Genomic DNA, 24,066 nt, shown 5'->3' with positions numbered 1-24,066 from the left:
CTCAGGTGTAGGTGGTGATAAAGAAGAAAAGACTTGGCTTGTCCTGCGGAAATGTCACTTCATGACTATTCTGGTCTTTCAACGTAATTGGTTTCTGGGCTGAATCCTGGCCGCAGGCTGACAAGATTAGCAAAACCATTGCCATTAAAACAACAAGTTTTCTGCGCATACTATCTCCATTTCTTTCAAAAATTTAATGTAAGAGCCTCTACCATTATGGCAAGTTTTGTGTCATTTTACAACAAAGATGCACGCCGGCGTTCTATCGTAAAACAAACACACTTCTTCCCAAAAAAGTGTGCGTTCTATTGACTAATAATTAGGGGAGTGGACAGTAAAAAAAAGGAGAGAGGATGTTCTAAAGGATGAATTTGCTGTGCTGTACTTTATAGATGAGCTGGTCGAGCTTCTCGCTGTACATGAGCGTTTCTGGATGTGACAATCCCTTTCTTCTTCCAACAGAAATCATCTTTCTGCGTAGATCATCAATTTCGTTATGAAGTTTTTCAATAGCAGTCGAAGTCAAAGTCGTGGTCATATGTTCGGCTCCTAATCTGGGGATTGGTGAAATACTATTTTCTATTATCGACAAAAACAACCGTAAATAAACGGATTCGACAAAACTTATTAAAACATTACAAGATTCAACATTATCGAATGAATAGTGTTCATGCACTAAGACCAACTGCTCCAATTCATATTCTTGTCATCTATTATTCTCACGGGCTTTACACTGAATTATCAATGGGGTTACATTTCCTCTCTATTCTTATAGTGAATTTGCAAATAAACATCCTGCCGATGAAAAAAACAGCCTTACCCTTTTTCATATCTCTTTAGTGAAAAATTGATAAAACAATATTTTAAAAAGTCTTGAACAAGCTTTATCAAAGTGATATGATTTTTTTTGAAGTTAAGTTCATAAATCTGTCACATTTTGATTTGAGATAGCGAACCTGTCGTCGGTTAAAATGTAAGATTTGACAACGATTAACAGTTGGTCCTTAGGCAGCGAACCTGCTTGATATTAACCGTCAATCTTTCTTCTATGCATCCAAAATGGTGCATGAAGAAGGGATTGGCGGTTTTTTTATTTCAGCGGGATTTTATTGATAAGGGCCACAGCATGCATTGACTGTCAAAATTTTTTTAAAAGGGGGAAGAGAAGTGAATAAAACGAAAAATCGGTGGCTGATCGCCGCTTCGGCAGTAGGGATTCACATTTCGATTGGATCCGTATACGCCTGGAGCAACTTCACCAATCCTTTGATCGAAGAGTTCGGCTGGACGTCTAAGCAGGTGCAATTAACATTCAGTTTGGCCATACTATTTTTGGGATTGTCTGCAGCATTCCTTGGACATTTCGTTGAAAAACATGGTCCGAGAAAGGCCGGCCTTCTGGCTGCAGGATTTTTTGGCGCTGGAATGCTTGGAGCAGGACTTGCCGTAAACCTTGGTTCTTTGCCATTTTTATACATAACATATGGGGTGCTCGGCGGTATCGGTTTAGGAGTAGGATATATTGCTCCTGTTTCCACACTGGTAAAATGGTTTCCTGACCGCAGAGGTTTTGCGACTGGACTTGCCATCATGGGATTTGGTTTCGCTGCAGCGGTAGCCAGCCCAATCATGGACACTTTGATTAAATCTGTAGGCACAGCCAGCACATTCTTTATTCTAGGTGCGGCTTACCTGATCATTATGACATTATCTTCTTTATATTTGGAAAAACCGCCTGCTGATTGGGCACCAAGAGGCATGAAGGAAAAAGCCAAGACTGGAAAAATTAAATTCAAACAGGATTTGTCCCAGTTAACAGCGAATGAAGCAGTGAAGACATCCCGGTTTTACTATTTATGGTTTATGTTATTCATCAATGTTACATGCGGGATCGCAATTCTATCAGCTGCAAAGCCATTGGCACAGGAAAGCATCGGCTTAACAACGGCAGAAGCTGCAACGCTTGTAGGGGTGCTTGGTATTTTCAACGGTCTTGGCCGTCTCGTATGGGCTTCCGTTTCTGATTACATTGGCCGCCCGAATACGTACACGATTTTCTTCGTGTCGCAAATTGCTTTGTTCTTGTTATTGCCTCATACAAAAGAAGCAGTACTTTTTCAAATTATGCTTGCGATTGTTTACACCATGTACGGCGGAGGGTTCTCATCCATCCCAGCCTTTATCGGTGATGTTTTTGGCACAAAGCAGCTTGGCGCCATTCACGGATACATCCTTACGGCATGGGCAGCTGCCGGACTTGCCGGCCCCATGTTCGCAGCTTGGATGAAGGATTCCACTGGAAGCTATGCTTCAAGCTTAACAAGCTTTGCCGGGTTTTTCGTTGTGGCATTCATCGTTTCAATCCTCATACGATTTGATATTAGAAAATTGCGCAAGCAAAACGAAGCGAATGAACGTTTAGTTAGCTAATTTTAGATAGAAATTTTTATAGCTTTCGATTGGTATGGCACTTGGCAGCGAACTTGCTAAAGACTAACCACCACAGAAACACGCTGCTATTTAATAGTTGCTTTTTGCGGTGGTTTTCAATTTAAAAAGGGCAATAGCGTCATGCTTGCACTTTTAGCCCATATAAAATAGTAAATAGTTAATGTAACCCTTGAGAATTCAGAGAAATAATCTCTATTAAATACTTGCAATAAATTTAAGGGAGTGGTTTAAGTGGGTAAAACAAAACATCCAGGACCGCAGAAGAAAAAAGCCATGCCGGATCCGAAACATTGGGTCAGCCCTATTCCATTTGGACTGGGAAAAATTAAGCCAAAGCATATGAGGGATACTGCGAAGATTCTATGGGAAAACAAAGATAATCTTGGCTACGCGACAAATATTTTAACTAAAGGGGTTTGCGACGGCTGCGCACTAGGTGTATCCGGACTTTATGACCAGACGCTGAAGGGACCTCACGTCTGTACAACCCGATTGAATGTTCTTCGTTTGAACACAGCCGGTGCGATCAAACCTGAAATGCTGCATGCTGATATTGATGAGCTTCGCAAATATGACAGTACGGAACTTCGCAAGCTTGGCCGTATTCCATACCCAATGATCCGCCGAAAAGGAGAGCGGAAATTCTCCCGAATCACTTGGGATGATGCGATGGACATGATCGCGGAGAAGCTGATGGCACTTGATCCCAAGCAGTATGCGTTCTACCTGACTAGCCGCGGAATTACAAATGAATCATATTATGCAGCAGGGAAGGTAGCCCGTTTCCTTGGCACCAACCATATTGATAACGCAAGCCGTATCTGTCATTCCCCTTCCAAAACAGCTTTGAAGCGGTCAATTGGAGTCGGAGCTTCGACGGCAAACTATCTTGACTGGATTGGTACGGACGTTCTTTTATTCTGGGGAAGCGTTGCATCGAATAGTTCACCGGTTTCATCGAAATATATGCTGGAAGCGAAGAAAAACGGAACAAAAATTATTGTTGTTAATCCATACAAAGAGCCTGCAATGGATAAATACTGGATTCCATCAAACCCTGAGTCTGCTCTTTTTGGCACAAAAATTGCGGATGATTTTTACCAGGTGAACATCGGCGGGGATATCGCATTCATGCACGGAATCATGAAGCATTGGTTCGATATGGAGAAGGCGGAACGCGGTTCTGCGATTAACCATTCCTTCGTTAACGAGCATGTAAACGGCTATGAAGACCTGAAAAAGAAAGTGAAAGATCAATCATGGGATGAAATCATAAAGTCTTCCGGTGTCTCTAAAGGGCGGATTATTGAGTTGGCTGAGCTTCTTGCCAAAAGCAAAAATGCTGTTTATGCATGGGCGCTTGGCTTAACGATGCATTCATTTGCGACAGATAATATTTCTCAGGTTGCCAATCTTGCATTGCTTCGCGGCCACCTTGGAAGAAAACATAATGGCTTAATGCCGTTCCGCGGACATTCATCCGTACAGGGAAGCGGAGAAATGGGCGCCGATCCATTCGTTCTTCCTGGCGGAGACTTCTACGGGGACAATTTTGACCGCATTCAAAACCTTTGGGGGTTTGAACTGCAAAAATGGCAGGGAGATATTGTCGGGGTAACGCTTGAGAATATCCTGCTTCCTGAAGATCATGAGCGTAAAATCAAGCTTTATTATCTATCGGGCGGTAACTTCCTTGAAACGATGCCAGATCCTGATTTCAATAAAAAAGCATTGTCTGAACTCGATATTCGTGTCCATCAGGATATTATTCTAAATACATCCACATTGGTTGATGCCAAAGAAGCGGTCATCGTGCTTCCGGCAAAAACACGCTATGAGCAAGAAGGCGGCGGAACGTCCACTTCCACTGAGCGGATGGTGTACTTCAGCCCAGAAATCGAAGGCAATAAGAACAAGATTGAAGAAGCACGTGCAGAATGGAAAATCTATATTGATTTAGCAAAACGGGTGAAGCCCGAAACAGCTCATCTGGTTGATTTTAAAAATGCACAGGAAATCCGTGATGAAATTGCCCTGGCGAATCCGAGCTACGATGGCATCCAGCATCTGAAAAAAACTGGTGATGTCTTCCAGTGGGGCGGCGCGTGGCTTTGCGAGGGCGGAATCTGTCCGACACCAGATGGAAAAGGCAGCCTGGTTCCTGTTGATATTCCGGCCCTTGGCAAAAAAGAAGGGCAGTTTATCGTGACTTCCCGCCGCGGGAAGCAATTCAATTCCATGGTCTATAAGGAGATTGACCCGCTGAACGGCGCTGGCCGCTATGATGTCTTAATGAATGCTGAAGATGCGCACGATCTGAGCATCGCAGAAGGCGAAGGCATTGTCCTTTACAACGGATTCGGTGTCTTCCAGGGAAGAGCCAAATTCGTCGATATCACCCGCGGCAACGTAGAAGTCCACTTCCCAGAAGGAAACTTCCTATTGCCAAGAGGCCGTTACGAAAAATTCGCCGGCATCCCCGATTACAACATCACGGTTACACTGGAAAAAGCAGACCGCTATAATGCGCGCAAAGATGTTGAATATAATGAAAGACATATTGCTGAAGATGAGATTGATGCACCAGCTTAATGAGGAGAGATGGCTTTGGGCCATCTCTTTTTGTATGATTATAAAGCTGGAAAACTTCTTATGGTTAGGATAAAGGTCGCCAAGAAGCGTTCAGGAAGCCGGAAAACCTCTCAAGGGAAGAAAAAAGGTCGCCATGAAGCGTTCAGGAAGCCCGAAAACCACTCATGGGAAGAAAAAAGGTCGTCATGAAGGAAAAGGTAATTAATCGCTGAAACGATGCTATTCCCCTGGATGAGATTGATTTAATTTTAAGCATAAGTACCACCCGATCCCTGTGCGCATATCATAAAGATTCCGCATGAAGCGATTCATGTTTTAAGCACTCGCCCAATTATCCCTAAAAATCATATTTAGGCTTGTCCGCCTGCGATATACATTATTTTCCTGCGTCAGATATAGTGAGGTGATTATATTGAGGAAAATCAAACAGATTTTCACAGCAGGCATTATTTCTTTGGCGGTTATTTTCTTAGGGGGAGCAGTGATGGCAGGCCACAATCCAGATAAAGAGATGATGGTGGTTGAGAAAGGGGATACTCTTTACTCGCTTGCCAAAAAGAACCATACCAGTGCAGACAGGATCATGGAGGTGAACCATCTAAAGGGAACAACAATCTATACGGGTCAGCGCCTGATTTTATCTGATGAGCAGGACTCATTTCATAAGATTATGGCTGGCTCTTTTAGCAATAAAGAAAATGCTGAAAAGCGAGTTTCCTTTTTAAAGGAAAAAAATATTCCTGCAGCGATTGGCATTGCTGTTATTGATGGTAAATCGCATTACCGCGTTCAGGCTGGCGCTTTTAAAGATAAAAAGAATGCTGAAAAGCAGTTGGAAGCTGTTAAAAAAGCGGGTGTTAAGGACGCGTACTTTTTTGAAAAAGAGCAGCTTCATATTTTTGGGTTAAAACCCGGTGACACCTATGAATTTATTTTTCATCTCTGTAAAAGATTGTAATTAAGAAAAAGACAGCGAAACTTACAAGTAATGCAACTCCTCCGCCAATGTATAAGATTAGGGTTAATCCTTCTGGAAGATTAAATGGCTTAACCATGTATAACCACATGCCGACAGTTAAACCTACTGAGCCTATAATAGCAGTCCAAACATGAATCTTCGTCAATAGGGTTTGGGATGTTTGGAAAACTTTGTAGTAAACAGCCCATGCAAAAAGACTTAACCAGCCAACGACTAGAATATGTGCATGAACGGGCCTGAACGCATACGAACCTGAACCAGCCATATGTGCACCCAATATCGCTCCAATCACCCCAAAAACACCAGCAAAACGCAATAGTATTTGACTATTATTATTCATAACCAAAATCTCCTCCTAAATAATATATTTACTATAATAAACACGCAGCTCTCTGCTCTTCAATAATTTACTCCAGGAATATGAACAGAAGATGAATAAATGTTTACAAAAAAAGAGCCATCCTTTACCAAATGGGAACTCCGCCGGTAGTGAATGACAAAAAAGGGTTTATGAATGAACTGGCAATTCCACAATAAAAGCAGTACCTTCTTTTTCTTCACTCTTTACATAAACATGGCCATCATGCAATTTAACGATGGACCAAACAATGGATAATCCTAATCCTGTTCCTTCAATTGTTCGTGTTCGTGCAGTATCTGCCCGATAAAAGCGATCAAATATCCTATCAATTTCTGCCTTACTCATTCCAATTCCGCTATCTTCAAAGGTTACTGCGATCGATTTTTCTCTCTCTTCTATTAAGATTTCAATACTGCCATCTGGTTTATTATATTTAATGGCATTAGCTAATAGATTATCCCAAACTGTGTTTAGTAATGATGGGTCACCGATGATTTCCGTATCTGGTAAAGAGTAGCTGAGCATTATGCCTTTTTCGCTTACTAGCCATTGATAATTACGTATTAAGTCCTTCATTTGCTGACCAACATTGAATGTCTTTTTTTTCAAAATATCATCATTACGGTCTAATGAGGCAAGAAGTAATAATTGCTTGGTTAAAGTTGATAGCCTTCTAATTTCACCATTTATGATGGAAACGTACTGGACTCTTTCTTTTGAACTTGTGGATGCGTTTTCCAATAGGTTTGTATATCCCTTAATATTCGATAGAGGAGACTGAATATCATGAGAAATGTTCGAGATGAATTCCTTTCTCATGTCATCCATTTGTTCTAATTTATTTGCCATTCGCTGAAAGCTATGGGAAAGTTCGCCAAGTTCATCATAACGATTAATATCAAGTTCCACATTGAAATCTCCATTGGAAAGTGATTTTGTGGCTTTTGTCAGTTTTGATATGGGTCTTACTAAATATTTTGTACTGAAAACTACCATAATGATGCTTAGAATGATGGTAAATGCAAGCAGCCACGCAAATAAAAGATGCATTTCATTAAAAAGGAGTTTAATATCCGGCCTGAGAAAGAGGGCATAATTCTTGCCGTTATGTGTTAATGGAACGCCAATGGTATTCTTCAATTCATTTGCAAAAAAGCCAGTTACAAACGTTTCTTGCGGAAAATGGAGAATACCATGATAAACATGGCCGTTTAAAACATGCTCTTTTGTTGAAACAGAAAGATTGTTATCCCTGAATGCTGCACCAAAAAAAGATTCATCTCCAGCATAATCAACTAAATAAATTTGATAGCCAATGGAAGAAATATTTTCTAAGTACTCAATCAAGTCGATGGCAGGGTGCTCATTAGTGAACGCAGCGATTGATTCTGCAAATGCTGTGATTTTTTGATCGTTATGGGGTTTTAATTTTTGATGGTAATATGTATTGGAGATCAAAAAAGCAAAAATGCTGCTAAAAATCATAATTCCAATCGTAATGACAACGAATTTTATATAAAGAGATTTCATTCGCGTTTAACCTCCAGGGAATATCCAACCCCGCGTACTGTTTTAATATGAAAAGTATCCGCCAATTTAGAAAAGCGTTCTCTTAGCCTTTTTATATGAACATCTACCGTTCGTTCATCTCCTTCATAATCCAGCCCCCAAATCTGTTCAATCAGGTGGTCTCTGGAAAACACTTGCATAGGGTTCGATAGGAGAAAATACAAAAGTTCAAACTCCTTTAAGGGTAGAAGGATCGTACGGTCTCCCACCTTAACTTCATAGCTTTTTTTGTTTATCGCAGTGCTGCCTATGCGAACAATGTACTCATCATGATGAGTATCGTATCGCCGCAGCAAAGCTTTTATACGAAAGCTTAATTCCTTCGGTTCGAAAGGTTTAACAAGATAATCATCCGTACCTGCAAGAAACCCTCGCTCCTTATCCTCAATTTGGTTTTTAGCTGTTAACAGGATAACAGGAATATTATACTGATTTCGAATCTCTGTTGTTAATGAATAGCCATCCATAAAAGGCATCATTACATCAACAACAGCTAAATGACATAGTTCCTTTTTTAGAATTTCCAGTGCATCGATTCCATTCGTTGCTTTTAATACTTTATAACCTTGTTCAGACAAAAAGATCCCGATTAGCTTTAAAATATTGCTATCGTCATCAACAATTAGTATATTTGCCATCATGTTTTCTCCTAAAGGTAAAATTTATTATTAAACTAATGTGTTTTTACTTTATAAACTGTATATAAAAAAATAGCCCAGCACAATAGAAGGGCTTTGGTTTATATTAAAAATCACATTATTAAGACTTTGCCTGCGGCTCAAAATTTTGCAGAATGAGGCCATCACTCATTTTGATTATACGATCGGTGTATGGAAGCATTTCCTCATCATGTGTAACCATTAGGGTAGTAATGTTCAGGTTTTTTGTTAAATCTCGGATTAATGACATAATCTCTTTAGACCTTTTGGAATCCAAGCTTGCAGTTGGTTCATCTGCGAAGAGAACCATAGGCTGATGAATGATTGCACGAGCAAACGCAACCCGCTGTTTCTCTCCGCCTGATAGGGAAGAGGGATAAGCAGTTTTCCGATGGTCCATTCCAACTAATTTTAATATTCTATTCACTTCGCTTTTTTGTTCATGTTTATTTAATCTTGATTCAGAAACATCCAGCATCAGCATTAGCTGTTCTTCTACTGTAAGAAAAGGAACAAGATGTGCAAATTGAAAGACAAAGCCAAATTTACTTGCCCGTATTTTCCGAATTTGCTCTTGGTTCATGGTATTTATATTTTTTCCTTCAAATAGTATTTGACCATCTGAAGCAGGTTGAAGTCCTGCTGCTATTGTAAGGAGCGTACTTTTACCAGATCCTGAAGCACCTACTAATGCTGTCATTTCGCCTTTTTTTAGAGAAAGATTGATTCCTTTTAGTATTTCTTCCTTCACTTCACCATTCGTGAATGCTTTTTTTAGTTCATTCACCGTAAAAAATTCCATATTAAACCTCTCCTTGTTGAATCGCTTGTAAAGGTTCGATTTTTTTAATTTGAACCCCTGAAAGTGTAGCGCCAATAAATCCGATAATGAAAAAGACCATCGACAATAAGGAAATCGTTTCTATGGTTAATCTAAAAGGAATTTCTTCAGGTGCAAACATATTAAATCCTTGAATGAGTGCAGCTGATAAACCAAGTGCTATTCCGGTAATAAAAAGCATTTGTGTCCACATCATTTTGAATAAGGCACTTGTTTTTAATCCAATCGCTTTCAAAATACCGTACAATGCAATTTTTTGGACGTTCATCATATAGAAGAAGATTGCGAACAACATTCCACTAATCACTACTAAAAACCAAACAATCATATTAAGAGACATTTGTTCTGCATTGTAGCTTGGAATTGTATCGAGAAATTCTTTCTTTGAAAATGATTGCAAGCCATCTGCTTCTTGTGCTTTATCCTGGCCAGGGACGAAAATTAATTGCATTTCGCCAACTCTATACATTTCTTTGTAATTCTCGATATGAATAAAAGCAACAGGTGCATGGCTGAATTTCTTTTGATCAACAAAACCTTTTACCATAAACTCACCGCTAAATTGATTGTTCGTTAAAATGTCTCCAGCTTTTATCCCTTTATCCTCCATAGAACGATCCAATATGATCTCCCCGGGTTTAACATTCTCAAACATCTTAGATTCGGTTGAGGTGACAAAAGCAACGCTTTGTTGTTTATCATTCTTATCATTCAAAAAACCCATTTGAATGGAGAGTGCTGCAACATCTTTCTGGCTGGTTAACAATTTTTCCTGGATATGACGATCTATTCTCGAAAGATTATAGGTTTCGTCTGCATCTGCATTCATATAAAATTGCCCATCTGGCAGATCTTTAACTAATGCAGCATTATCCTGCGATAGTCCGTTCGCTAACCCGGAAATAATAAATGTTAGCAAGCTAATTAGAAAAATAATGGAACCTAAAATCAAAAATCTAAGTTTATTTTTTTTCACTTCTTTCCATGCAAGGTTCATCAAAATTCCTCCAATCTCTTTTTTGCATTTTTAGAATATACCTCCTATATGAACAGAGGATGAACGAAACTTTACATTCGAAGGCAGCAATCAAAATATGGAAAGCCTGGATTTTACATGGCGCGGGTATTCTATTTCTTCTTTAGCCGTGAAAATAAAAAACCAGTGTCCAAAAGAGGACACTGGTTTTAGGTAATTACCTGGTAATTTTCTTCATTTCATCCGCAACAAACTCAACATCTGTTCCAACAATAATTTGTAAGTTCGTTTTGCTCAGTTTCATGATCCCTTTTGCACCATGTGATTTGAGCGCATTGTCCTGAACTTGATCCATGTCTTTAATACTCAGACGCAGTCTTGTTGCACAGTTATCAATGGAGGTGATGTTTTCCATGCCGCCAAGATCCTGAATGAAATGGCTTGCCATTGTTTCATATTTGTTATTGCCTTCTTTATAGGCAGCTTTTGGCACAACTTCATTTTCCTCTTCGTCTTCACGTCCAGGTGTTTTCAGATGGAATGCTCTGATTAAAGCATAGAAAATGATGAAGTAAAGAATGGCATAGATTACGCCAATTCCAAAAAGCAATAGCGGCTTTTCGGCAATATTAAAGTTTAAGGCATAATCAATGGCTCCGGCCGAGAAGGTAAACCCATCACGGATTCCGAGCAGTGTTGTCAGCCACATGGAAACACCGGTTAAAACGGCGTGAACTCCATATAATAGTGGGGCAATAAACATAAATGAAAATTCAATTGGTTCTGTAATCCCTGTAAGGAAAGACGTTAAAGCCAAACCGATAAACATACCGGAAACCGCTTTTCTTTTCTCTGGCTTCGCAGCTGCGATAATCGCAAATGCCGCAGCTGGCAGACCGAACATCATGACAGGGAAGAATCCAGTCATATAGGCACCGGCTGATGGGTCACCCGCGAAGAAACGGGCGATATCTCCGTTAACCTCTTCGAATTCACCAAATTGGAACCAAAACAGACTGTTTAGCACATGGTGTAGGCCTAAAGGTATCAGCAAACGGTTCAGGAATCCAAATAATCCGGATCCAACCGCACCAAGTCCGATAATCCAATTACCCAAACCATCAATGGCACTTTGGATTGGCGGCCAGGCAAACCCTGCAATGGCTGCCAAAAGAATCATTGTAACGGAAGTGATGATTGGGACAAATCTTCTTCCGCTGAAGAAACCGAGCCACTCCGGAAGCTTAATATCATGAAAGCGGTTGTATAAAAGTCCAGCAATAATACCAGCAATAATACCGCCTAAAACACCCATATTAATATTTTCATCAATCGCAGCTGCCCCTTCGGTTAAAACAAGGAACCCGATTGCGCCTGAGAGGGCGGCAGCTCCGTTATTATCCTTCGCAAATCCCATGGCAACCCCAATGGCAAAAATAAGCGCTAGGTTGGCAAAAATTGCATCACCGGCATTGGCGATAAATGGAATGCCTAATAAGTCATCTTGTCCGAAGCGAAGCAAAAGACCGGCTGCAGGCAAGACGGCAATTGGAAGCATTAAAGCTTTACCAATTCTTTGTAAAAACCCTAACATGTAGATCTCTCCTTTATTAGTGAATAAAAAGTAAGAAAGCGTTTTATCGAGCTTGTGTTATCATACCAAAATATTAATATAGTTGTCTATACCAATAATAAAAGAAAAATTACATCTGTCTAATTACTATCTATTTCAATCGCTATATTTTTTGTTTGCATATCCATAATTGGTATAGACAACTATACTTAAAGGTGATACGATACATATCGAAAAGATTTACTTTCATTATTGCTGCGATATAGTAGTTACTATTGTGCAGGGTAACTTAGTTTGACCACTGAGTTGATTGTAGGGGAGGGCTCTTGACTCTTGCGGGAGGTGAGGGTGTGGGAGACCCCGCAGGCGCAGCCGAGGAGGCTCGCATTCCTTCCCGCGGAAAACAAGTGACCGAAGCGAAAATCAACGGGCAGCATTTTTAAGTAGAAAACCTAATGATTAGGTTGTAATAACAACGTTGGTTTTATCCAAGAATGACAGGAAGTGCAAGTTAGAGGAGAAGTGCTTTTAGCTAGGAGGAATGCTTTGTGGATATATTAAAAGTGAAAAACTATGAAGAAATGAGCAAAACAGCAGCTGAATATATAATCAAAGAGGTACGCCAATACCCCAGTATAAAACTGGGTTTGGCCACAGGAAGCACCCCGGTAGGAACCTATAAACATCTTATAGAAGACCATAAAAGCAACGGGACGTCATACAAAGATGTTACTACTTTTAACCTGGACGAGTATATCGGCCTCAGTGGCAATCACCCCAGCAGCTACCGTTACTTTATGAATTCGATCTTATTTGATCATCTGGATATTTCTAAGAAAAACACATACATTCCAAGCGGAGTGGCTAATGATATGGAAAAGGAATGCTTTGATTATGAACGCCTGCTTGATCGTCGTGCCGGGATTGACCTGCAAATCCTGGGGATAGGAAGCAATGGGCATATTGGCTTTAATGAACCAGGGACCTCATTCTCTTCCAAAACACATCTTGTTGACTTGGCTCAGTCAACAAGAGAAGCAAATGCCAGATTTTTCTCCAATCTGGATGAAGTGCCAGACCAAGCGATTACGATGGGAATTTCGACCATCATGAAAAGCAAGGAAATCCTGCTCCTGGTCTCAGGCGAGGCAAAAAGTGAAGCCACAAAACAGCTTCTAGCCGGAAATATAGCTGAGCAGTTCCCCGCATCGATTCTTAGAAAGCATACAAATGTCAAAATCATCGCTGATAAAGCAGCCCTTGCCGAAATAAGAGTCCATTCATAAAAGGAGTTTTTACCATGTTAGGACAGTATTTGAGCGAAATAAAGAATTTGTTGGACACAATTGAAAAAAAGGAAGGACAAAGTTTGAAAACAGCAGCAAAAGCAATTGCGGACTGTATCCAAAACGATGGAATTGTCCATGTTTTTGGCTGCGGGCATTCTCATATGATTGGAGAAGAACTCTTTTACCGGGCAGGCGGCCTTGCGCCCATTCACCCTATTTTAATTGAAGATTTAATGCTTCATAAAGGGGCAGTCCGTTCCTCAGCGCTGGAAAAGAAAAATGACCTTGCCGCTGAATTTATGCATAATGCAGATGTCCTGCCACAAGATGTGGTGATCGTGGCATCCACATCAGGACGAAATCCAGTTCCAATTGATGTTGCTGAAATAGCAAGGTCAAAGGGAGCTTATGTGATTGTTGTCACCTCGCCGCGTTATGCGAAAACACAATCATCCCGTCACAAACACGGTAAATATCTGTATCAGACCGCCGACCTCTCAATTGACAATCATATTGAAGCGGGGGATGCGCTGCTGAATCATCCATTAATGGAAAACAGCTTTGGCTCAGGCTCCACGATTGCCGGAATGGCTATTGTAAACAGTATAATAGCAGAAGCTGTAGAGCTGATGCTTAAAAGTGGATTTCAGCCGCCTATATTTAAAAGCGGAAATGTCGATGGAGCTAAAGATCATAACCGAACACTAGTAGAACGTTATAAACAAAGGATTCCGCTGCTGGAAGGCTGAAGAATTAATTGAGGTTATTTAGATGGCAGCTAGCTTAAAAGAAATGATCGAACAAACCAGGCAGGCTATGATCGAAAATATTCTTGCCAATGGGATGACAGATGTACAGACATTAAAAATTAAGCCAAAAACTGGATTTATTGATTTTTCAAGCACAGCTTACTGCATTTAAAGAACAGTCCGCTGATTTATTGGGGGCAAATGTGAACTTAGCGAATAAACGGTTAAAAGTAGCGAATAAAATATAAATTTCGGCGAATAAATTTAATTTTTAGCGAACAAATGAAGAAATTTAGCGAACAAATGCCTGAAATTGACGAATAAACCAAAATAAACGTGATTCCAGTTCTATATGGGATCTTTTTTTCGTACTACGGGCTTCTATAGAGTGATTACAACATTAATTTCCGCATCCCTTTTAACTGGCAGTTCTATAAGGGAGGGAATGATGTGTCAAATAATGACTACCTGCGGCCTATCATGCAGCCATGATCGACTATCAACCTAAATTATTCTCATTCTGCAGCAGCTAATCCCATAAACAGCTGCATTTTTTATGAAATGAATCATAAAATTTTCAAACTTGGTGCATCCTACCAATTGGAGGTGCATTATTTTTGAAGTCATACTCTAGGTCCATATTAATTTTTATGATGATTCTTCCCTGGCTCACATTACCCTTTATTAAAAAGCGAGAGTTTAAAAAATTCCTCCCATCCGCGATTTTCATGAGTGTTTTCACGAAATTATTGAACATCGCAGCCTACAAGCGGAACTGGTGGTATTTTTATACTAGCATTCACCCTAAAGTAAAAGGGGAGACCGCTTTTATCATTGGACCCTATTTTATAGCTTCTTTTTGGGTGTTGAAACTTGCTTATGGCAAATTAAAAAAGTATATGGTTTTGAATGCTATCTTACACGTATTATTCGCCTTCCCTGGAATCGCATTCTTAAAGTGGGCAGGTATTGGAAGGTTAGGAAGGATAAATAATGTTCAGCTTATTGGCATTCTTTTAGTAAGAGCGGTCCTATTATATGGTTTTCAGGTTATCACGGATGCTTATCGTAAAAGGAAGAATGTGTTTAGGAAATATTTCTAACAATGGACCTAGCTGCAAATAAACCTATTGAAAAACCGCTTAGGCAGCTGCACTAAGCGGTTTTTCAATACTTAAAAGTTAAAAGCATCTTTGCTCCCTTTTTCGAATAAATGACAGATTAAATGCCGAAGATCGAGTAAAAATGTCCCCACTCCAAACAAATGAACGAAACATCCTTATTCACATTCATAAAAAAAGAACAGGGCTCCACACCCGATTCTTTACAATCATCCCGCCGCTGATGCATCAAATCTTGCTTTCTCCGAACTTTCCTTTTTCCCATGCAAAATATAATAAAGTCCAGCTGTTAACAAAATGAATAAAGCCATCAGACTATAAAGTATGCTGTATCCTGTAACTGGAATAATGAATCCACGCAGATAAGGCCCAAAACCAAGTCCGGTATCAAGAAAAATAAAGAACGTTGAAGTAGCCAATCCCATCCTGTTAACTGGCGTGAGTTTCACCGCTGCAGCCTGTGTGCAGGATTGCTGTCAGTTTCCAAAGGAGGCACATATAAAAAGAAGGAAGTGATTAAAGCAAGAATGCCTATTGCGAGACAAAATAGGAAGATGATTTGAAACGATACTTTTTGCATCATAAACAATCCATTGAAGGGACCCACTGCGGTTGCAAGTCTTTGGTCCACAGTTTTGGTCTAGGATCATTCAATTGTATTACTCCTCCTGCTGCATTAAATTTTTACGGATTTCACTCATGAGGCGAATTCCTTCAAGCTGTTCCTCCTCCGAAATTCCTTTTAAAATATCCATTTCAAATTCATCAATTGTTACACGGACATCCAGATAGACTTTTTGTCCGGACTCGGTTAGCTGCATTCTTTTTTCCCGTTTGTCCTTTGTTGGTACAGCTTCCAAATAGCCCATTTCTTCCAATTTTGCTATGGTCCGCGTAACAGTGGGTTTTTCTACACCAAGGTAGGTTGAAAGCTCAACAAGTGTCGATGAATTTTCATTAAATAAGTAATACAGAATGGACCATTGGGCACGGAATAAATTGTGTCTGCTTAGCTCCACATTCAGCCTATTTTCAAAGGGTCGGTACATTAAAACGAGCTGGTGGAAGAATTTTTGAAAAGTTTTGATCTTGGAAACCTCCTGAATCAGTTACTCCGAATAATAGTTACTTAGGGTAACTAAAGTTATTATACCTATTATACAGTTGCAGATAGGGAAATGTAAATAGGCTGGAAAGCAAAAAAAAGCCTAATCCCGGCAATCAGCCAGTGATTAGGCTCCGCTATTAATGTGCTGTGCGGTATGAGTTTTTGCTTTTTTTAAATAATAATGCAGCGTTAAGCTAATCAGGGAACCCAAGAAGCAGGAGAGAGCTGAAAGGAAAAAGGCATGGGAATAGGAGCTTGTTAAATTTAAAATATACCCAATGATGATGGGTCCCACTAACTGTCCGATCCCAAAGAAAAGTGTTAAAAACCCGATTGCACTTGATACTTGTGATTGACTAACAAATTCCGATGTACTTGCCAGAATGATAGCAGGTGTTCCCCATAATGTAATACTGTAAAGAATCGCAAGTGCGATTAAACCGCTGCTGTTCGCTGACAAACTAAAACCGAGCAGGAAAAGCATTTGCATAAAGAAGACAAGAGATAATGATGTCAGCCGTCCGAGGCGGTCTGATATCGAACCCCATAGAAAACCGCTGATAATACTGATAAAACCGGCAACCGCAAATATCCTGCCTGCAAAGAGGCTGCTAAGGCCGAAATCAATCAGAAAGTCAACCAGAAATGTGGTGAACATAATATAGCTGAATCCCCAAAGGAAATAACAAATGCCGATTGTCCACACCCGTGGATTTTTGTAAATGGAGAGTAAGCGACCGGTAGTTGATTTTAGGGAAGTACTTTTATTAATGCTTTCATTTAAACTTCCAACAGGCAAAACACCTGCATCGCCTGGATGGCTTTTTAAAAAGAAAATATTCAATATAGATATGAACAGCACAATAATGGCCAGCAGCACCCAGCTGACTCTCCAGCCAGAACCGATACTCGAAGTGACGATCATTGGAACAGCTACTCCCGAGAAAACAATTCCCAAACCATTGCCGGCATTCAGAATGCCTAATGCCATACCTCTTTTTCGGGGAGAAAACCAGGAAGAAACAATGCCCATCGAGGCCACATTTGCCCCTCCTGACCCAATTCCAATAAAAAAGCTTGATAGATAGGCTGAAATAAAGCCTGTACTTAAAGACGTTGCAATCATCCCTAGGAAAATAACCCATAAAAACACGATGATCACTTTTTTTGCTGAAAACTTATTCACAAAATAGCCTGCGAAAAAAGCACATAAAACATACCCCATGAAAATGGAAGAGGTTACCCATCCCGTTTCAATATAGTTCAGGTTTAACCCCGCTTTCATAAATGGAAGAATGGCACCATATGAAAAACGGCCCAGCCCAAGGCATGCCAGCCCTGTCAAAACGGAAAGCAAAAGGATTTGCCAGCCCCTATGTATCGTTTTTATATTCACATTTTTCTCCTTTAAAGTATTGATGGAATTAGATTAATTGTAACATATTTACAAAATAATGAAACAATTATGAATGATCACGGAAGAGGAAGAAAATCTTCAGTTTATAAGGAACTTGTTTCTCAATCGGACACTTCAAATTGAAAATGTGCTGGCAACAAGCTATGGGGAAACGGATCTTAACAGTGATTTTAAACAAATCAGCAAGCTATCAATCAGGACATGCTCATGGCAAAGGACGAACATGATCTTTTTCATGTGATGCAGATTATTTCTTCTGTCACCTTTCATAAGATCGTCAAGAAATTTGCAGGTGAACTATCTTTTGAGGAAGCCATGGACAATTATCAAACTCAAATTCATTTATTAAAAAAAGGTTTTATCGCGTATTAATTTTACAAAAAGCCTGTCTCTAAAAGGATTAGAGGCAGGTTTTTTTGGGAAGGTAAAAAGTAGCATCAAAGCCATCCCCTATTTGGGGAATAAATAAAATAATAAAGCGGGAAAGGAGTTTTTTATGGCTAACAAGAACAGGTGGCTGATTGCACTCTCAGCTGTTGCCATCCATCTATCCATTGGATCTGTATATGCCTACAGTGTGTATCAAAATCCATTAAAAGAAGCATTGGGCTGGGAAAAAACGGATGTATCACTGGCATTTACGATTGCTATCTTTATTCTCGGTGTTGCCGCTGCCTTCTTTGGCAGGTTTGTTGAAAAAAATGGGCCAAGGAAATCAGCGATGATTGCCGCTGTATTTTTTGGCATCGGGACGATTGGGACAGGGTTTGCCATCCAAATGGAAAGCTATGCACTATTCTTAATCTTTTTCGGTATTGTTGGAGGATTAGGTCTTGGCTTTGGCTATATTGCACCTGTTTCCACATTAGTAAAGTGGTTTCCAGATAGAAGGGGACTTGCGACAGGGATGGCCGTTATGGGCTTTGGAGCCGGTGCGCTGATTACAAGCCCGATCGCCAGCAGACTGATTATTGCTACAAGCATACCAACCACATTTTACATTCTGGGAATTAGCTATTTTATTCTTATGATTGCCGGTTCGCTTTACATCGCAAAGCCGCCTGAAGGATGGGCGCCTGAAGGAATGGCAGAAAAAAATGAAGAACGTCCAGTCAAAGCGGACCTCTCTCAGCTGACTGCCAATGAAGCGATTAAAACGAAAAGATTCTGGCTTTTGTGGATCATGATGTTCATCAACATCTCAGCCGGAATTATGATCTTGTCTGTGGCGGCGCCAATGGCACAGGAAATCACGGGCGCAAGTGCGATCATGGCTGCAAGCATTGTCGGCATCATGGGCCTTTTTAATGGCGGTGGAAGAATTGGATGGGCATCTGCATCTGACTATTTGGGAAGAGGCAATACATATTTGACCTTCTTCCTTATACAAGTAGCCGCATTCCTAATTTTGCCGTTTATTACCAACTCATTTATTTTTTCGATCTTCCTTTATATTATCGTTTCTTGCTACGGAGGGGGATTCGCATCCCTGCCTGCCTTTATCGGTGACCTGTTTGGAACAAAGCAGCTTGGCGCTATCCATGGATACCTGCTCACATCCTGGTCAATCGCAGGTGTTGTAGGACCAATGCTCGTATCCAATATATACGAAGCAACACAAAGCTACACTGTAACTTTCTACGTATTTGCCGTCATGCTCGGAATCGGCTTCATCGTTTCCTTGCTCATGAAGCGTGATATCAAGAAAATCAGAGAAACGAAAAAACAAAGAAGGACAAGCAGCCAGCTTGTCACAGAATAACCTGAGCAGCTCTTGCCTATGACTGGGCGCCCTGTCCAAAGATAATCGTTTCACCTATCGATTGGAGCGCAAGGTGCGAAACCCCGCGGGCGTGCGAACCAAAAGGGGACTCCACAGGCGCAAAGGGAGAAAGAGCGTCAGCCGCCTCCGACAGCTTGAGTAACTAAAGTAGAAATCTGCACCAAAGGTTAATAGAGCCTTTCTGTAAAAAAGGTAAGCCCCTTTCCCGAAAAGCAGGGGAAAGGGGCAGGTGTTATGCTTTATTCAACTGTCCAAGCTAACCTTCCAAATTTTCCAGCGTTGAAGGATGAACACGGTCATTTGTGCAATCTGGGCAAATATTAAGCATGTCAAAACTGTATTCTTCTTCTTCCGACTCATCTCTTCGTCCGCAAATTTCACAAACTCTTGGCAAATGAAATCCTCCTTATTAATCAGATGAAAGAATATGGTATCCGCAATCTTTAACAGCCTGCTCGAAATCCATGAAGGAAGCTGCATCCTCATCAAATGAAATGACCGCTTCGCCATTCATGGAATTCAGCTTCACTTTTCGAACTCCCCAAACATCGTTTAAAGCCTGATTTAGTTTGTCTTCATCCTGTCTATCTATGTTTTCAATCGTAATAGTCCGAGTAATCAAGCCAGCATTCACTCTCCTGTTTTATAATGAGTATGCTCTTTGCCCATCTCCTTGCCCATTCCTTTAAGAAAGCCGAGCATTGAATTCATTGCCAAATTGGTATCCGGATCTTTCATAGCCTTCATAAGCCCCCACATGCTTCGCTTTTCGTTTTTTCGCATTACTTCTGCAGACTCATCAAGGCCACTGGTGACTGCGTCCATCATGATACTCATCTGCTGGGGATCGAGTGAGCCCAGGAAATCAATTGTATTGAATCCGTTTCGGATGATGTTATGCATATTCGGCTGGTTAACCTGATCGATGGCAATGGCGGCCACTTTTTCTTTCGAATGCAAAAAGCCTGAGATGATGTCGAGAATGCCTGATTTTTGCAGTTGTGTAAGGATATCAATAGCACTTGATATCGCTTTACGGTTTTCCGCCAGCTGCTCCAATAAGGCTGCAATATCTTTAGCCTTTTCCTCCTCGGCGGAAGGGGTGACCAGTTCAATTTGCTTGATCGCTTTCGCCATCGTATAGACCCTCCTTTTTTAGCATTTCTGGAATGGAGATAAAATCATCGCGATTCCATTTTTTCTCCGTTTCGACGCCTATATGCGGCTGCGGATTCCCGAATCGGAAATTGTGATGCGGAAGAGGGGAGTCGCCGTCTCGTTCCAGTACTTCCATCTTAACCTGCATTTCTTTGTAGTTCGGAGTATGGGTAATCTTGTCATGGTAGCTGCTTGTCAGCTTATTGACCGCTCCCCTCCCTTCGGTTGTATGCATCGGCAAATACAGTTCCTTGCCTTTTACCTGATCGGTTACCCATACTTTGACCTTCACATGGCCATAAGGGGAGGTCAGGCGGACAAGGCTGCCTGTCTGGATATTTCGCTCTTCGGCCAGCTCCGGTGAAACCTCGAGCCATAATTCTGGGACTTTATATGAAATTCCTTCAGATTGATACGTCATATTGCCTTCATGGAAATGCTCCAGGATGCGGCCATTATTAAGATGCAGATCGTATTCCCCGCCGGCTTCAAAAGGAGGGGTCCAATCCACTGTGATTAGTCGCGCTTTTCCATCCGGGAAGTTGAATTTATCCTGATAAAGCAGCGGTGTATCTGTTCCATCTGCGGCAACAGGCCATACAAGGCTTTCCCAATTTTCAAGACGCTTGTAGCTTACTCCGGCAAAGATAGGTGTTAGGCTGGCGCATTCATCCATGATTTCACCAGGGTCCTGATAATTCCAGTTTGCACCAAGCTTATTGGCGAGATCCTGGAAGATGTGCCAATCCGGTTTGCTGTCTCCAAGCGGTTCGAACACTTTGTAAAATCTTTGGATGCGACGCTCTGTATTCGTAAAGGTGCCATCTTTTTCAAGGCTAGGAGCAGCGGGTAAAACGACATCTGCGAATTGTGCCGTTTTCGAGAAGAAGATATCCTGCACTACAAAGAAATCCAGTTTTTCGAATGCCTCATGAACATAGTTAATGTTTGAATCAACCAAGCCCATTTCTTCACCAAACAAATACATGCCTTTAACCTTACCTGCCTGAATGGCCTCAACAATCTGGTGGTTGTTAAGACCCGGCTTTTTAGGCAGTTCCGTTCCCCAGGCTTCTTCAAACCGGGTGCGGATTTCATCATTTTCAATCGGCTGGTATCCTGGAAGCCATGTCGGCATTGTCCCAAAATCACTGGCACCTTGAACATTATTGTGGCCGCGCAATGGGTAGGCTCCTGAGGCAGGTTTTCCAAAATTGCCTGTTATTAAGAGAAGGTTGGCAATCGCTGTGCTGGTGTCTGTCCCGCCCAAATGCTGGGTGACCCCCATTGCCCATAAAATACAAGTGCCTTTGGCTTCATGAATCATGGTTGCAATTGTCATTAAAGTAATCTTTGAAATACCGGTAACTTCTTCTGCATACTCAAGTGTGAATTTTTCAAGTGACTTGATATATTCATCCACATGGTTGACGCGGCTGTTCAGGAACTCGCGGTCTTCCCAGCCCTGATCCACAATATACTTTGTTACAGCAGAAAGCCAAACAAGGTCCGTGCCAGGTTTTGGGTGGATGTGCAAATCAGCCCGATCTGCCAGATCATTTTTGCGAAGATCTGCGACAATCAGCTTCTGTTTAGACAATTTGCTGGCCCGTTTGATTCTAGTTGCAAGTACGGGATGGGACTCTGCCGGATTGGCGCCGACTACGATAATTAAATCCGAACTTGCAATATCCTTCATCGTTCCGGAGTCGCCGCCGACTCCCACTGTTCGGATTAGCCCCATGGAGGCAGGCGTCTGGCAGTATCTTGAGCAATTATCTATGTTGTTCGTTTTAAATACAGCCCGCGCCAGCTTTTGGAATAGATAATTCTCTTCATTGGAACATTTGGAGGACGCAATAAAACCAAGAGCATCCGAGCCTTCGTATTCCTTAATCTTCGTAAATTTTTCCGCAATCAGGAAGAGGGCTTCATCCCATGTCGCTTCGTAAAATTTATCGCCTTCGCGGATGAGAGGCTTTGTCAAACGCTCTTTGCTATTCACAAAGCTCCATCCGAATTTGCCTTTTACGCAAGTGGAGATGCCATTTACAGGCGCATCAGTCTGCGGCTGGATTTTTAAAATTTCACGGTCCTTGGTCCAGACTTCGAAGCTGCAGCCGACACCGCAGTAGGTGCAGACTGTTTTTGTCCGCTCAATGCGTGCTTCCCGCATCGCAGCTTCAACATTGGATATCGCAAAAATCTCTTTATAGCCAGGCTCTACTTCTTTTGTTAAATCGATCATCGGTTCAAGCAGCGGTTTTGGAATATTAGTGAGGTAACCCGCTTTGCCGAGCATTGATTTTTCCATCAAGGCATTACACGGGCAAACCGTCACACAGTGGCCGCATGAAACACAGGAGGATTCATTTATCGGCACATCATCATCCCAAATCACGCGCGGCTGCTCCCGATCCCAGGCGATGCTCAGCACCTCGCTGACCTGAACATCCTGGCAGGCCTCCACACAAAGCCCGCACAAAATGCACTGATCCGGTTCATACCGGTAAAAAGGATTCGAATGATCCTGCGGATACGGCTTCGGCTTAAACTCATATTTCTGATGCTCAATTTTAAAGTGCTCCGCCGTATTATGTACAACACAGTTCCCGTTATTATTATCGCAAACCGTGCAATAAAGCTCATGATTTTTCAAAATGCGCGACATGCCTTCGAGCTGCGCTTCCTTTGCTAACTCAGAAGTGGAAGCTACCTTCATGCCAGGTTCCGCCTGGGTGGCACAGGACCGTTTCAGCTCCCCATTAATTTCTACATAGCAAGTATCACAAGTCTGGATCACTCCGACTCCCAAATCCGGCTGACTCGAACAAATCCCCGGCAAAAAATAATTAAAATCCCGTGCCGCCTCAAAAATCGACTGCCCCGGCCGAGCTTCAATCTCGTTATCATCAATGTAAAAACGAATTCTTTCCTCGCCCATATTGCACCACCTATTCAAAAAGCACTTTATAAAAAAGTATTTGCTAAAAGTGAAAAAAGTATAACAATTTCCCGGTATTGGGCGGGGAGAGCGATAAGTTTCAAATGGAAAAATCGCCATGACACGGCAAATGGAAAGAGAGCAGAGGAAAAGGACGCCATGAAGCGTTCATGAAGCCGCAAATGGAAAGAAAGCAAAGGAAAAGGACGCCATGAAGCGTTCATGAAGCCGCAAATGGAAAGAAAGCAGAGGAAAAGGACGCCATGAAGCGATCATGAAGCCGCAAATGGAAAGAGAGCAGAGGAAAAGGACGCCATGAAGCGTTCATGAAGCCGCAAATGGAAAGAAAGCAGAAGAAAAGGACGCCATGAAGCGTTCATGAAGCCGCAAATGGAAAGAGAGCAAAGGAAAAGGACGCATAGCCATATGGATCAATATGTTCTATAAACAAAACCATGCGAGCATTCCTATTGAAAAAATAACCTAAATCATTTAT

At 41.4% G+C, this 24,066-nt stretch carries 23 protein-coding genes; 8 read left to right on the top strand and 15 right to left on the bottom strand.

The features are described from left to right. Window position 1: 1 nt before the first annotated feature. Entirely contained in the window at window positions 2-169 is a 168-nt protein-coding gene (locus tag NCCP133_RS11325; protein ID WP_264805087.1) for a hypothetical protein, read from the bottom strand. Between the two features lie 189 nt (window positions 170-358). Beyond that, window positions 359-538, bottom strand: a complete 180-nt coding sequence (locus tag NCCP133_RS11320; RefSeq protein ID WP_264805085.1) for an aspartyl-phosphate phosphatase Spo0E family protein — start codon at window positions 536-538, stop codon at window positions 359-361. A gap of 629 nt (window positions 539-1,167) precedes the next feature. Here NCCP133_RS11320 and NCCP133_RS11315 point away from each other — a divergent pair. The 3 genes from NCCP133_RS11315 to NCCP133_RS11305 all read left to right on the top strand — a co-directional run bounded on the left by NCCP133_RS11315 (window position 1,168) and on the right by NCCP133_RS11305 (window position 6,001). Continuing rightward, a complete protein-coding gene (locus tag NCCP133_RS11315; protein WP_264805084.1) occupies window positions 1,168-2,430 on the top strand; it encodes an L-lactate MFS transporter in 1,263 nt (420 codons plus the stop codon). 252 nt (window positions 2,431-2,682) lie between these two features. Beyond that, on the top strand, window positions 2,683-5,043 hold the full coding sequence (locus tag NCCP133_RS11310) for an FdhF/YdeP family oxidoreductase (RefSeq protein ID WP_264805083.1): 2,361 nt from the start codon (window positions 2,683-2,685) through the stop codon (window positions 5,041-5,043). A 412-nt stretch (window positions 5,044-5,455) separates the two neighbouring features. Then, window positions 5,456-6,001, top strand: a complete 546-nt coding sequence (locus NCCP133_RS11305) for a LysM peptidoglycan-binding domain-containing protein (RefSeq protein WP_264805082.1) — start codon at window positions 5,456-5,458, stop codon at window positions 5,999-6,001. Here the strand turns inward: NCCP133_RS11305 and NCCP133_RS11300 are convergent. The 6 genes from NCCP133_RS11300 to nagE form a co-directional block, all read right to left on the bottom strand. Further along, window positions 5,973-6,362 (bottom strand): hypothetical protein, encoded by a 390-nt coding sequence (locus NCCP133_RS11300; protein ID WP_264805081.1) that lies wholly within the window; start codon window positions 6,360-6,362, stop codon window positions 5,973-5,975. The two genes, NCCP133_RS11305 and NCCP133_RS11300, sit on opposite strands and share 29 nt — an antisense overlap. Window positions 6,363-6,530: 168 nt before the next feature. Beyond that, complete coding sequence (locus NCCP133_RS11295) at window positions 6,531-7,913, bottom strand: sensor histidine kinase (protein WP_264805080.1); 1,383 nt, start codon at window positions 7,911-7,913, stop codon at window positions 6,531-6,533. Continuing rightward, on the bottom strand, window positions 7,910-8,590 hold the full coding sequence (locus tag NCCP133_RS11290; protein ID WP_264805079.1) for a response regulator transcription factor: 681 nt from the start codon (window positions 8,588-8,590) through the stop codon (window positions 7,910-7,912). The genes NCCP133_RS11295 and NCCP133_RS11290 overlap by 4 nt, the downstream gene beginning before the upstream one ends. Window positions 8,591-8,711: 121 nt before the next feature. Continuing rightward, complete coding sequence (locus tag NCCP133_RS11285; protein ID WP_264805078.1) at window positions 8,712-9,413, bottom strand: ABC transporter ATP-binding protein; 702 nt, start codon at window positions 9,411-9,413, stop codon at window positions 8,712-8,714. A gap of 1 nt (window position 9,414) precedes the next feature. Further along, entirely contained in the window at window positions 9,415-10,449 is a 1,035-nt protein-coding gene (locus NCCP133_RS11280; RefSeq protein WP_264805077.1) for an ABC transporter permease, read from the bottom strand. A 196-nt stretch (window positions 10,450-10,645) separates the two neighbouring features. Next, entirely contained in the window at window positions 10,646-12,022 is a 1,377-nt protein-coding gene (gene nagE, locus NCCP133_RS11275; protein WP_264805076.1) for an N-acetylglucosamine-specific PTS transporter subunit IIBC, read from the bottom strand. Window positions 12,023-12,549: 527 nt separating this feature from the next. Here nagE and nagB point away from each other — a divergent pair. From nagB to NCCP133_RS11260, 3 genes are read left to right on the top strand one after another with little or no spacing between them, the layout of a single operon-like run. Further along, window positions 12,550-13,287, top strand: a complete 738-nt coding sequence (gene nagB / locus NCCP133_RS11270) for a glucosamine-6-phosphate deaminase (protein ID WP_264805075.1) — start codon at window positions 12,550-12,552, stop codon at window positions 13,285-13,287. Between the two features lie 14 nt (window positions 13,288-13,301). Then, a complete protein-coding gene (locus NCCP133_RS11265) occupies window positions 13,302-14,039 on the top strand; it encodes an SIS domain-containing protein (protein WP_264805074.1) in 738 nt (245 codons plus the stop codon). Window positions 14,040-14,061: 22 nt separating this feature from the next. Then, window positions 14,062-14,211, top strand: a complete 150-nt coding sequence (locus NCCP133_RS11260) for an aspartyl-phosphate phosphatase Spo0E family protein (RefSeq protein WP_264805073.1) — start codon at window positions 14,062-14,064, stop codon at window positions 14,209-14,211. Window positions 14,212-15,369: 1,158 nt separating this feature from the next. Here the strand turns inward: NCCP133_RS11260 and NCCP133_RS11255 are convergent. From NCCP133_RS11255 to NCCP133_RS11245, 3 genes are all read right to left on the bottom strand, one after another. Then, complete coding sequence (locus tag NCCP133_RS11255; protein ID WP_264805072.1) at window positions 15,370-15,609, bottom strand: hypothetical protein; 240 nt, start codon at window positions 15,607-15,609, stop codon at window positions 15,370-15,372. 210 nt (window positions 15,610-15,819) lie between these two features. Next, window positions 15,820-16,209 (bottom strand): MarR family winged helix-turn-helix transcriptional regulator, encoded by a 390-nt coding sequence (locus NCCP133_RS11250; RefSeq protein ID WP_264805071.1) that lies wholly within the window; start codon window positions 16,207-16,209, stop codon window positions 15,820-15,822. A gap of 183 nt (window positions 16,210-16,392) precedes the next feature. Then, the gene (locus NCCP133_RS11245) at window positions 16,393-17,664 is read right to left on the bottom strand and encodes an MFS transporter (RefSeq protein ID WP_264805070.1); all 1,272 of its coding nucleotides are present in this window, start codon (window positions 17,662-17,664) and stop codon (window positions 16,393-16,395) included. A 228-nt stretch (window positions 17,665-17,892) separates the two neighbouring features. Here NCCP133_RS11245 and NCCP133_RS11240 point away from each other — a divergent pair, with 228 nt between their 5' ends. Both NCCP133_RS11240 and NCCP133_RS11235 read left to right on the top strand, forming a co-directional pair. Further along, window positions 17,893-18,057 carry a hypothetical protein gene (locus NCCP133_RS11240; protein WP_264805069.1) on the top strand — a complete coding sequence of 55 codons (165 nt, stop codon included), beginning with the start codon at window positions 17,893-17,895 and terminating at the stop codon, window positions 18,055-18,057. A gap of 124 nt (window positions 18,058-18,181) precedes the next feature. Continuing rightward, complete coding sequence (locus NCCP133_RS11235) at window positions 18,182-19,447, top strand: L-lactate MFS transporter (protein ID WP_264805068.1); 1,266 nt, start codon at window positions 18,182-18,184, stop codon at window positions 19,445-19,447. Window positions 19,448-19,724: 277 nt separating this feature from the next. On the opposite strand, the gene NCCP133_RS11230 is transcribed toward NCCP133_RS11235, so the two are convergent. From NCCP133_RS11230 to fdhF, 4 genes are read right to left on the bottom strand one after another with little or no spacing between them, the layout of a single operon-like run. After that, window positions 19,725-19,862, bottom strand: coding sequence for a hypothetical protein (locus NCCP133_RS11230; protein ID WP_264805067.1), 138 nt, complete (start codon window positions 19,860-19,862; stop codon window positions 19,725-19,727). 15 nt (window positions 19,863-19,877) lie between these two features. Next, window positions 19,878-20,102, bottom strand: a complete 225-nt coding sequence (locus NCCP133_RS11225) for a heavy-metal-associated domain-containing protein (RefSeq protein WP_264805066.1) — start codon at window positions 20,100-20,102, stop codon at window positions 19,878-19,880. Next, the gene (locus NCCP133_RS11220; RefSeq protein WP_264805065.1) at window positions 20,099-20,605 is read right to left on the bottom strand and encodes a DUF1641 domain-containing protein; all 507 of its coding nucleotides are present in this window, start codon (window positions 20,603-20,605) and stop codon (window positions 20,099-20,101) included. Before NCCP133_RS11220 ends, NCCP133_RS11225 begins: the two co-directional genes overlap by 4 nt. Then, on the bottom strand, window positions 20,580-23,570 hold the full coding sequence (fdhF, locus tag NCCP133_RS11215; protein WP_264805064.1) for a formate dehydrogenase subunit alpha: 2,991 nt from the start codon (window positions 23,568-23,570) through the stop codon (window positions 20,580-20,582). The genes NCCP133_RS11220 and fdhF overlap by 26 nt, the downstream gene beginning before the upstream one ends. Window positions 23,571-24,066 lie beyond the last annotated feature (496 nt).

The sequence above is a fragment of the Cytobacillus sp. NCCP-133 genome (genome assembly GCF_026011715.1).
Taxonomy (GTDB): domain Bacteria; phylum Bacillota; class Bacilli; order Bacillales; family Cytobacillaceae; genus Cytobacillus.
Note: the sequence above shows the minus strand (reverse complement) of the source record. Positions and strands in the feature narration are given on the sequence as shown.

What these genes read in the sequence shown, in the direction of transcription:
- NCCP133_RS11320 (WP_264805085.1), bottom strand. Translation starts at nt 538, where the DNA reads ATGACCACGACTTTGACTTCGACTGCTATTGAAAAACTTCATAACGAA.
- fdhF (WP_264805064.1), bottom strand. Translation starts at nt 23,570, where the DNA reads ATGGGCGAGGAAAGAATTCGTTTTTACATTGATGATAACGAGATTGAA.
- NCCP133_RS11240 (WP_264805069.1), top strand. Translation starts at nt 17,893, where the DNA reads ATGGCAAAGGACGAACATGATCTTTTTCATGTGATGCAGATTATTTCT.
- NCCP133_RS11295 (WP_264805080.1), bottom strand. Translation starts at nt 7,913, where the DNA reads ATGAAATCTCTTTATATAAAATTCGTTGTCATTACGATTGGAATTATG.
- NCCP133_RS11260 (WP_264805073.1), top strand. Translation starts at nt 14,062, where the DNA reads ATGGCAGCTAGCTTAAAAGAAATGATCGAACAAACCAGGCAGGCTATG.
- nagE (WP_264805076.1), bottom strand. Translation starts at nt 12,022, where the DNA reads ATGTTAGGGTTTTTACAAAGAATTGGTAAAGCTTTAATGCTTCCAATT.
- NCCP133_RS11285 (WP_264805078.1), bottom strand. Translation starts at nt 9,413, where the DNA reads ATGGAATTTTTTACGGTGAATGAACTAAAAAAAGCATTCACGAATGGT.
- NCCP133_RS11325 (WP_264805087.1), bottom strand. Translation starts at nt 169, where the DNA reads ATGCGCAGAAAACTTGTTGTTTTAATGGCAATGGTTTTGCTAATCTTG.
- NCCP133_RS11265 (WP_264805074.1), top strand. Translation starts at nt 13,302, where the DNA reads ATGTTAGGACAGTATTTGAGCGAAATAAAGAATTTGTTGGACACAATT.
- NCCP133_RS11290 (WP_264805079.1), bottom strand. Translation starts at nt 8,590, where the DNA reads ATGGCAAATATACTAATTGTTGATGACGATAGCAATATTTTAAAGCTA.
- NCCP133_RS11300 (WP_264805081.1), bottom strand. Translation starts at nt 6,362, where the DNA reads ATGAATAATAATAGTCAAATACTATTGCGTTTTGCTGGTGTTTTTGGG.
- NCCP133_RS11250 (WP_264805071.1), bottom strand. Translation starts at nt 16,209, where the DNA reads ATGTACCGACCCTTTGAAAATAGGCTGAATGTGGAGCTAAGCAGACAC.
- NCCP133_RS11220 (WP_264805065.1), bottom strand. Translation starts at nt 20,605, where the DNA reads ATGGCGAAAGCGATCAAGCAAATTGAACTGGTCACCCCTTCCGCCGAG.
- NCCP133_RS11280 (WP_264805077.1), bottom strand. Translation starts at nt 10,449, where the DNA reads ATGAACCTTGCATGGAAAGAAGTGAAAAAAAATAAACTTAGATTTTTG.
- NCCP133_RS11235 (WP_264805068.1), top strand. Translation starts at nt 18,182, where the DNA reads ATGGCTAACAAGAACAGGTGGCTGATTGCACTCTCAGCTGTTGCCATC.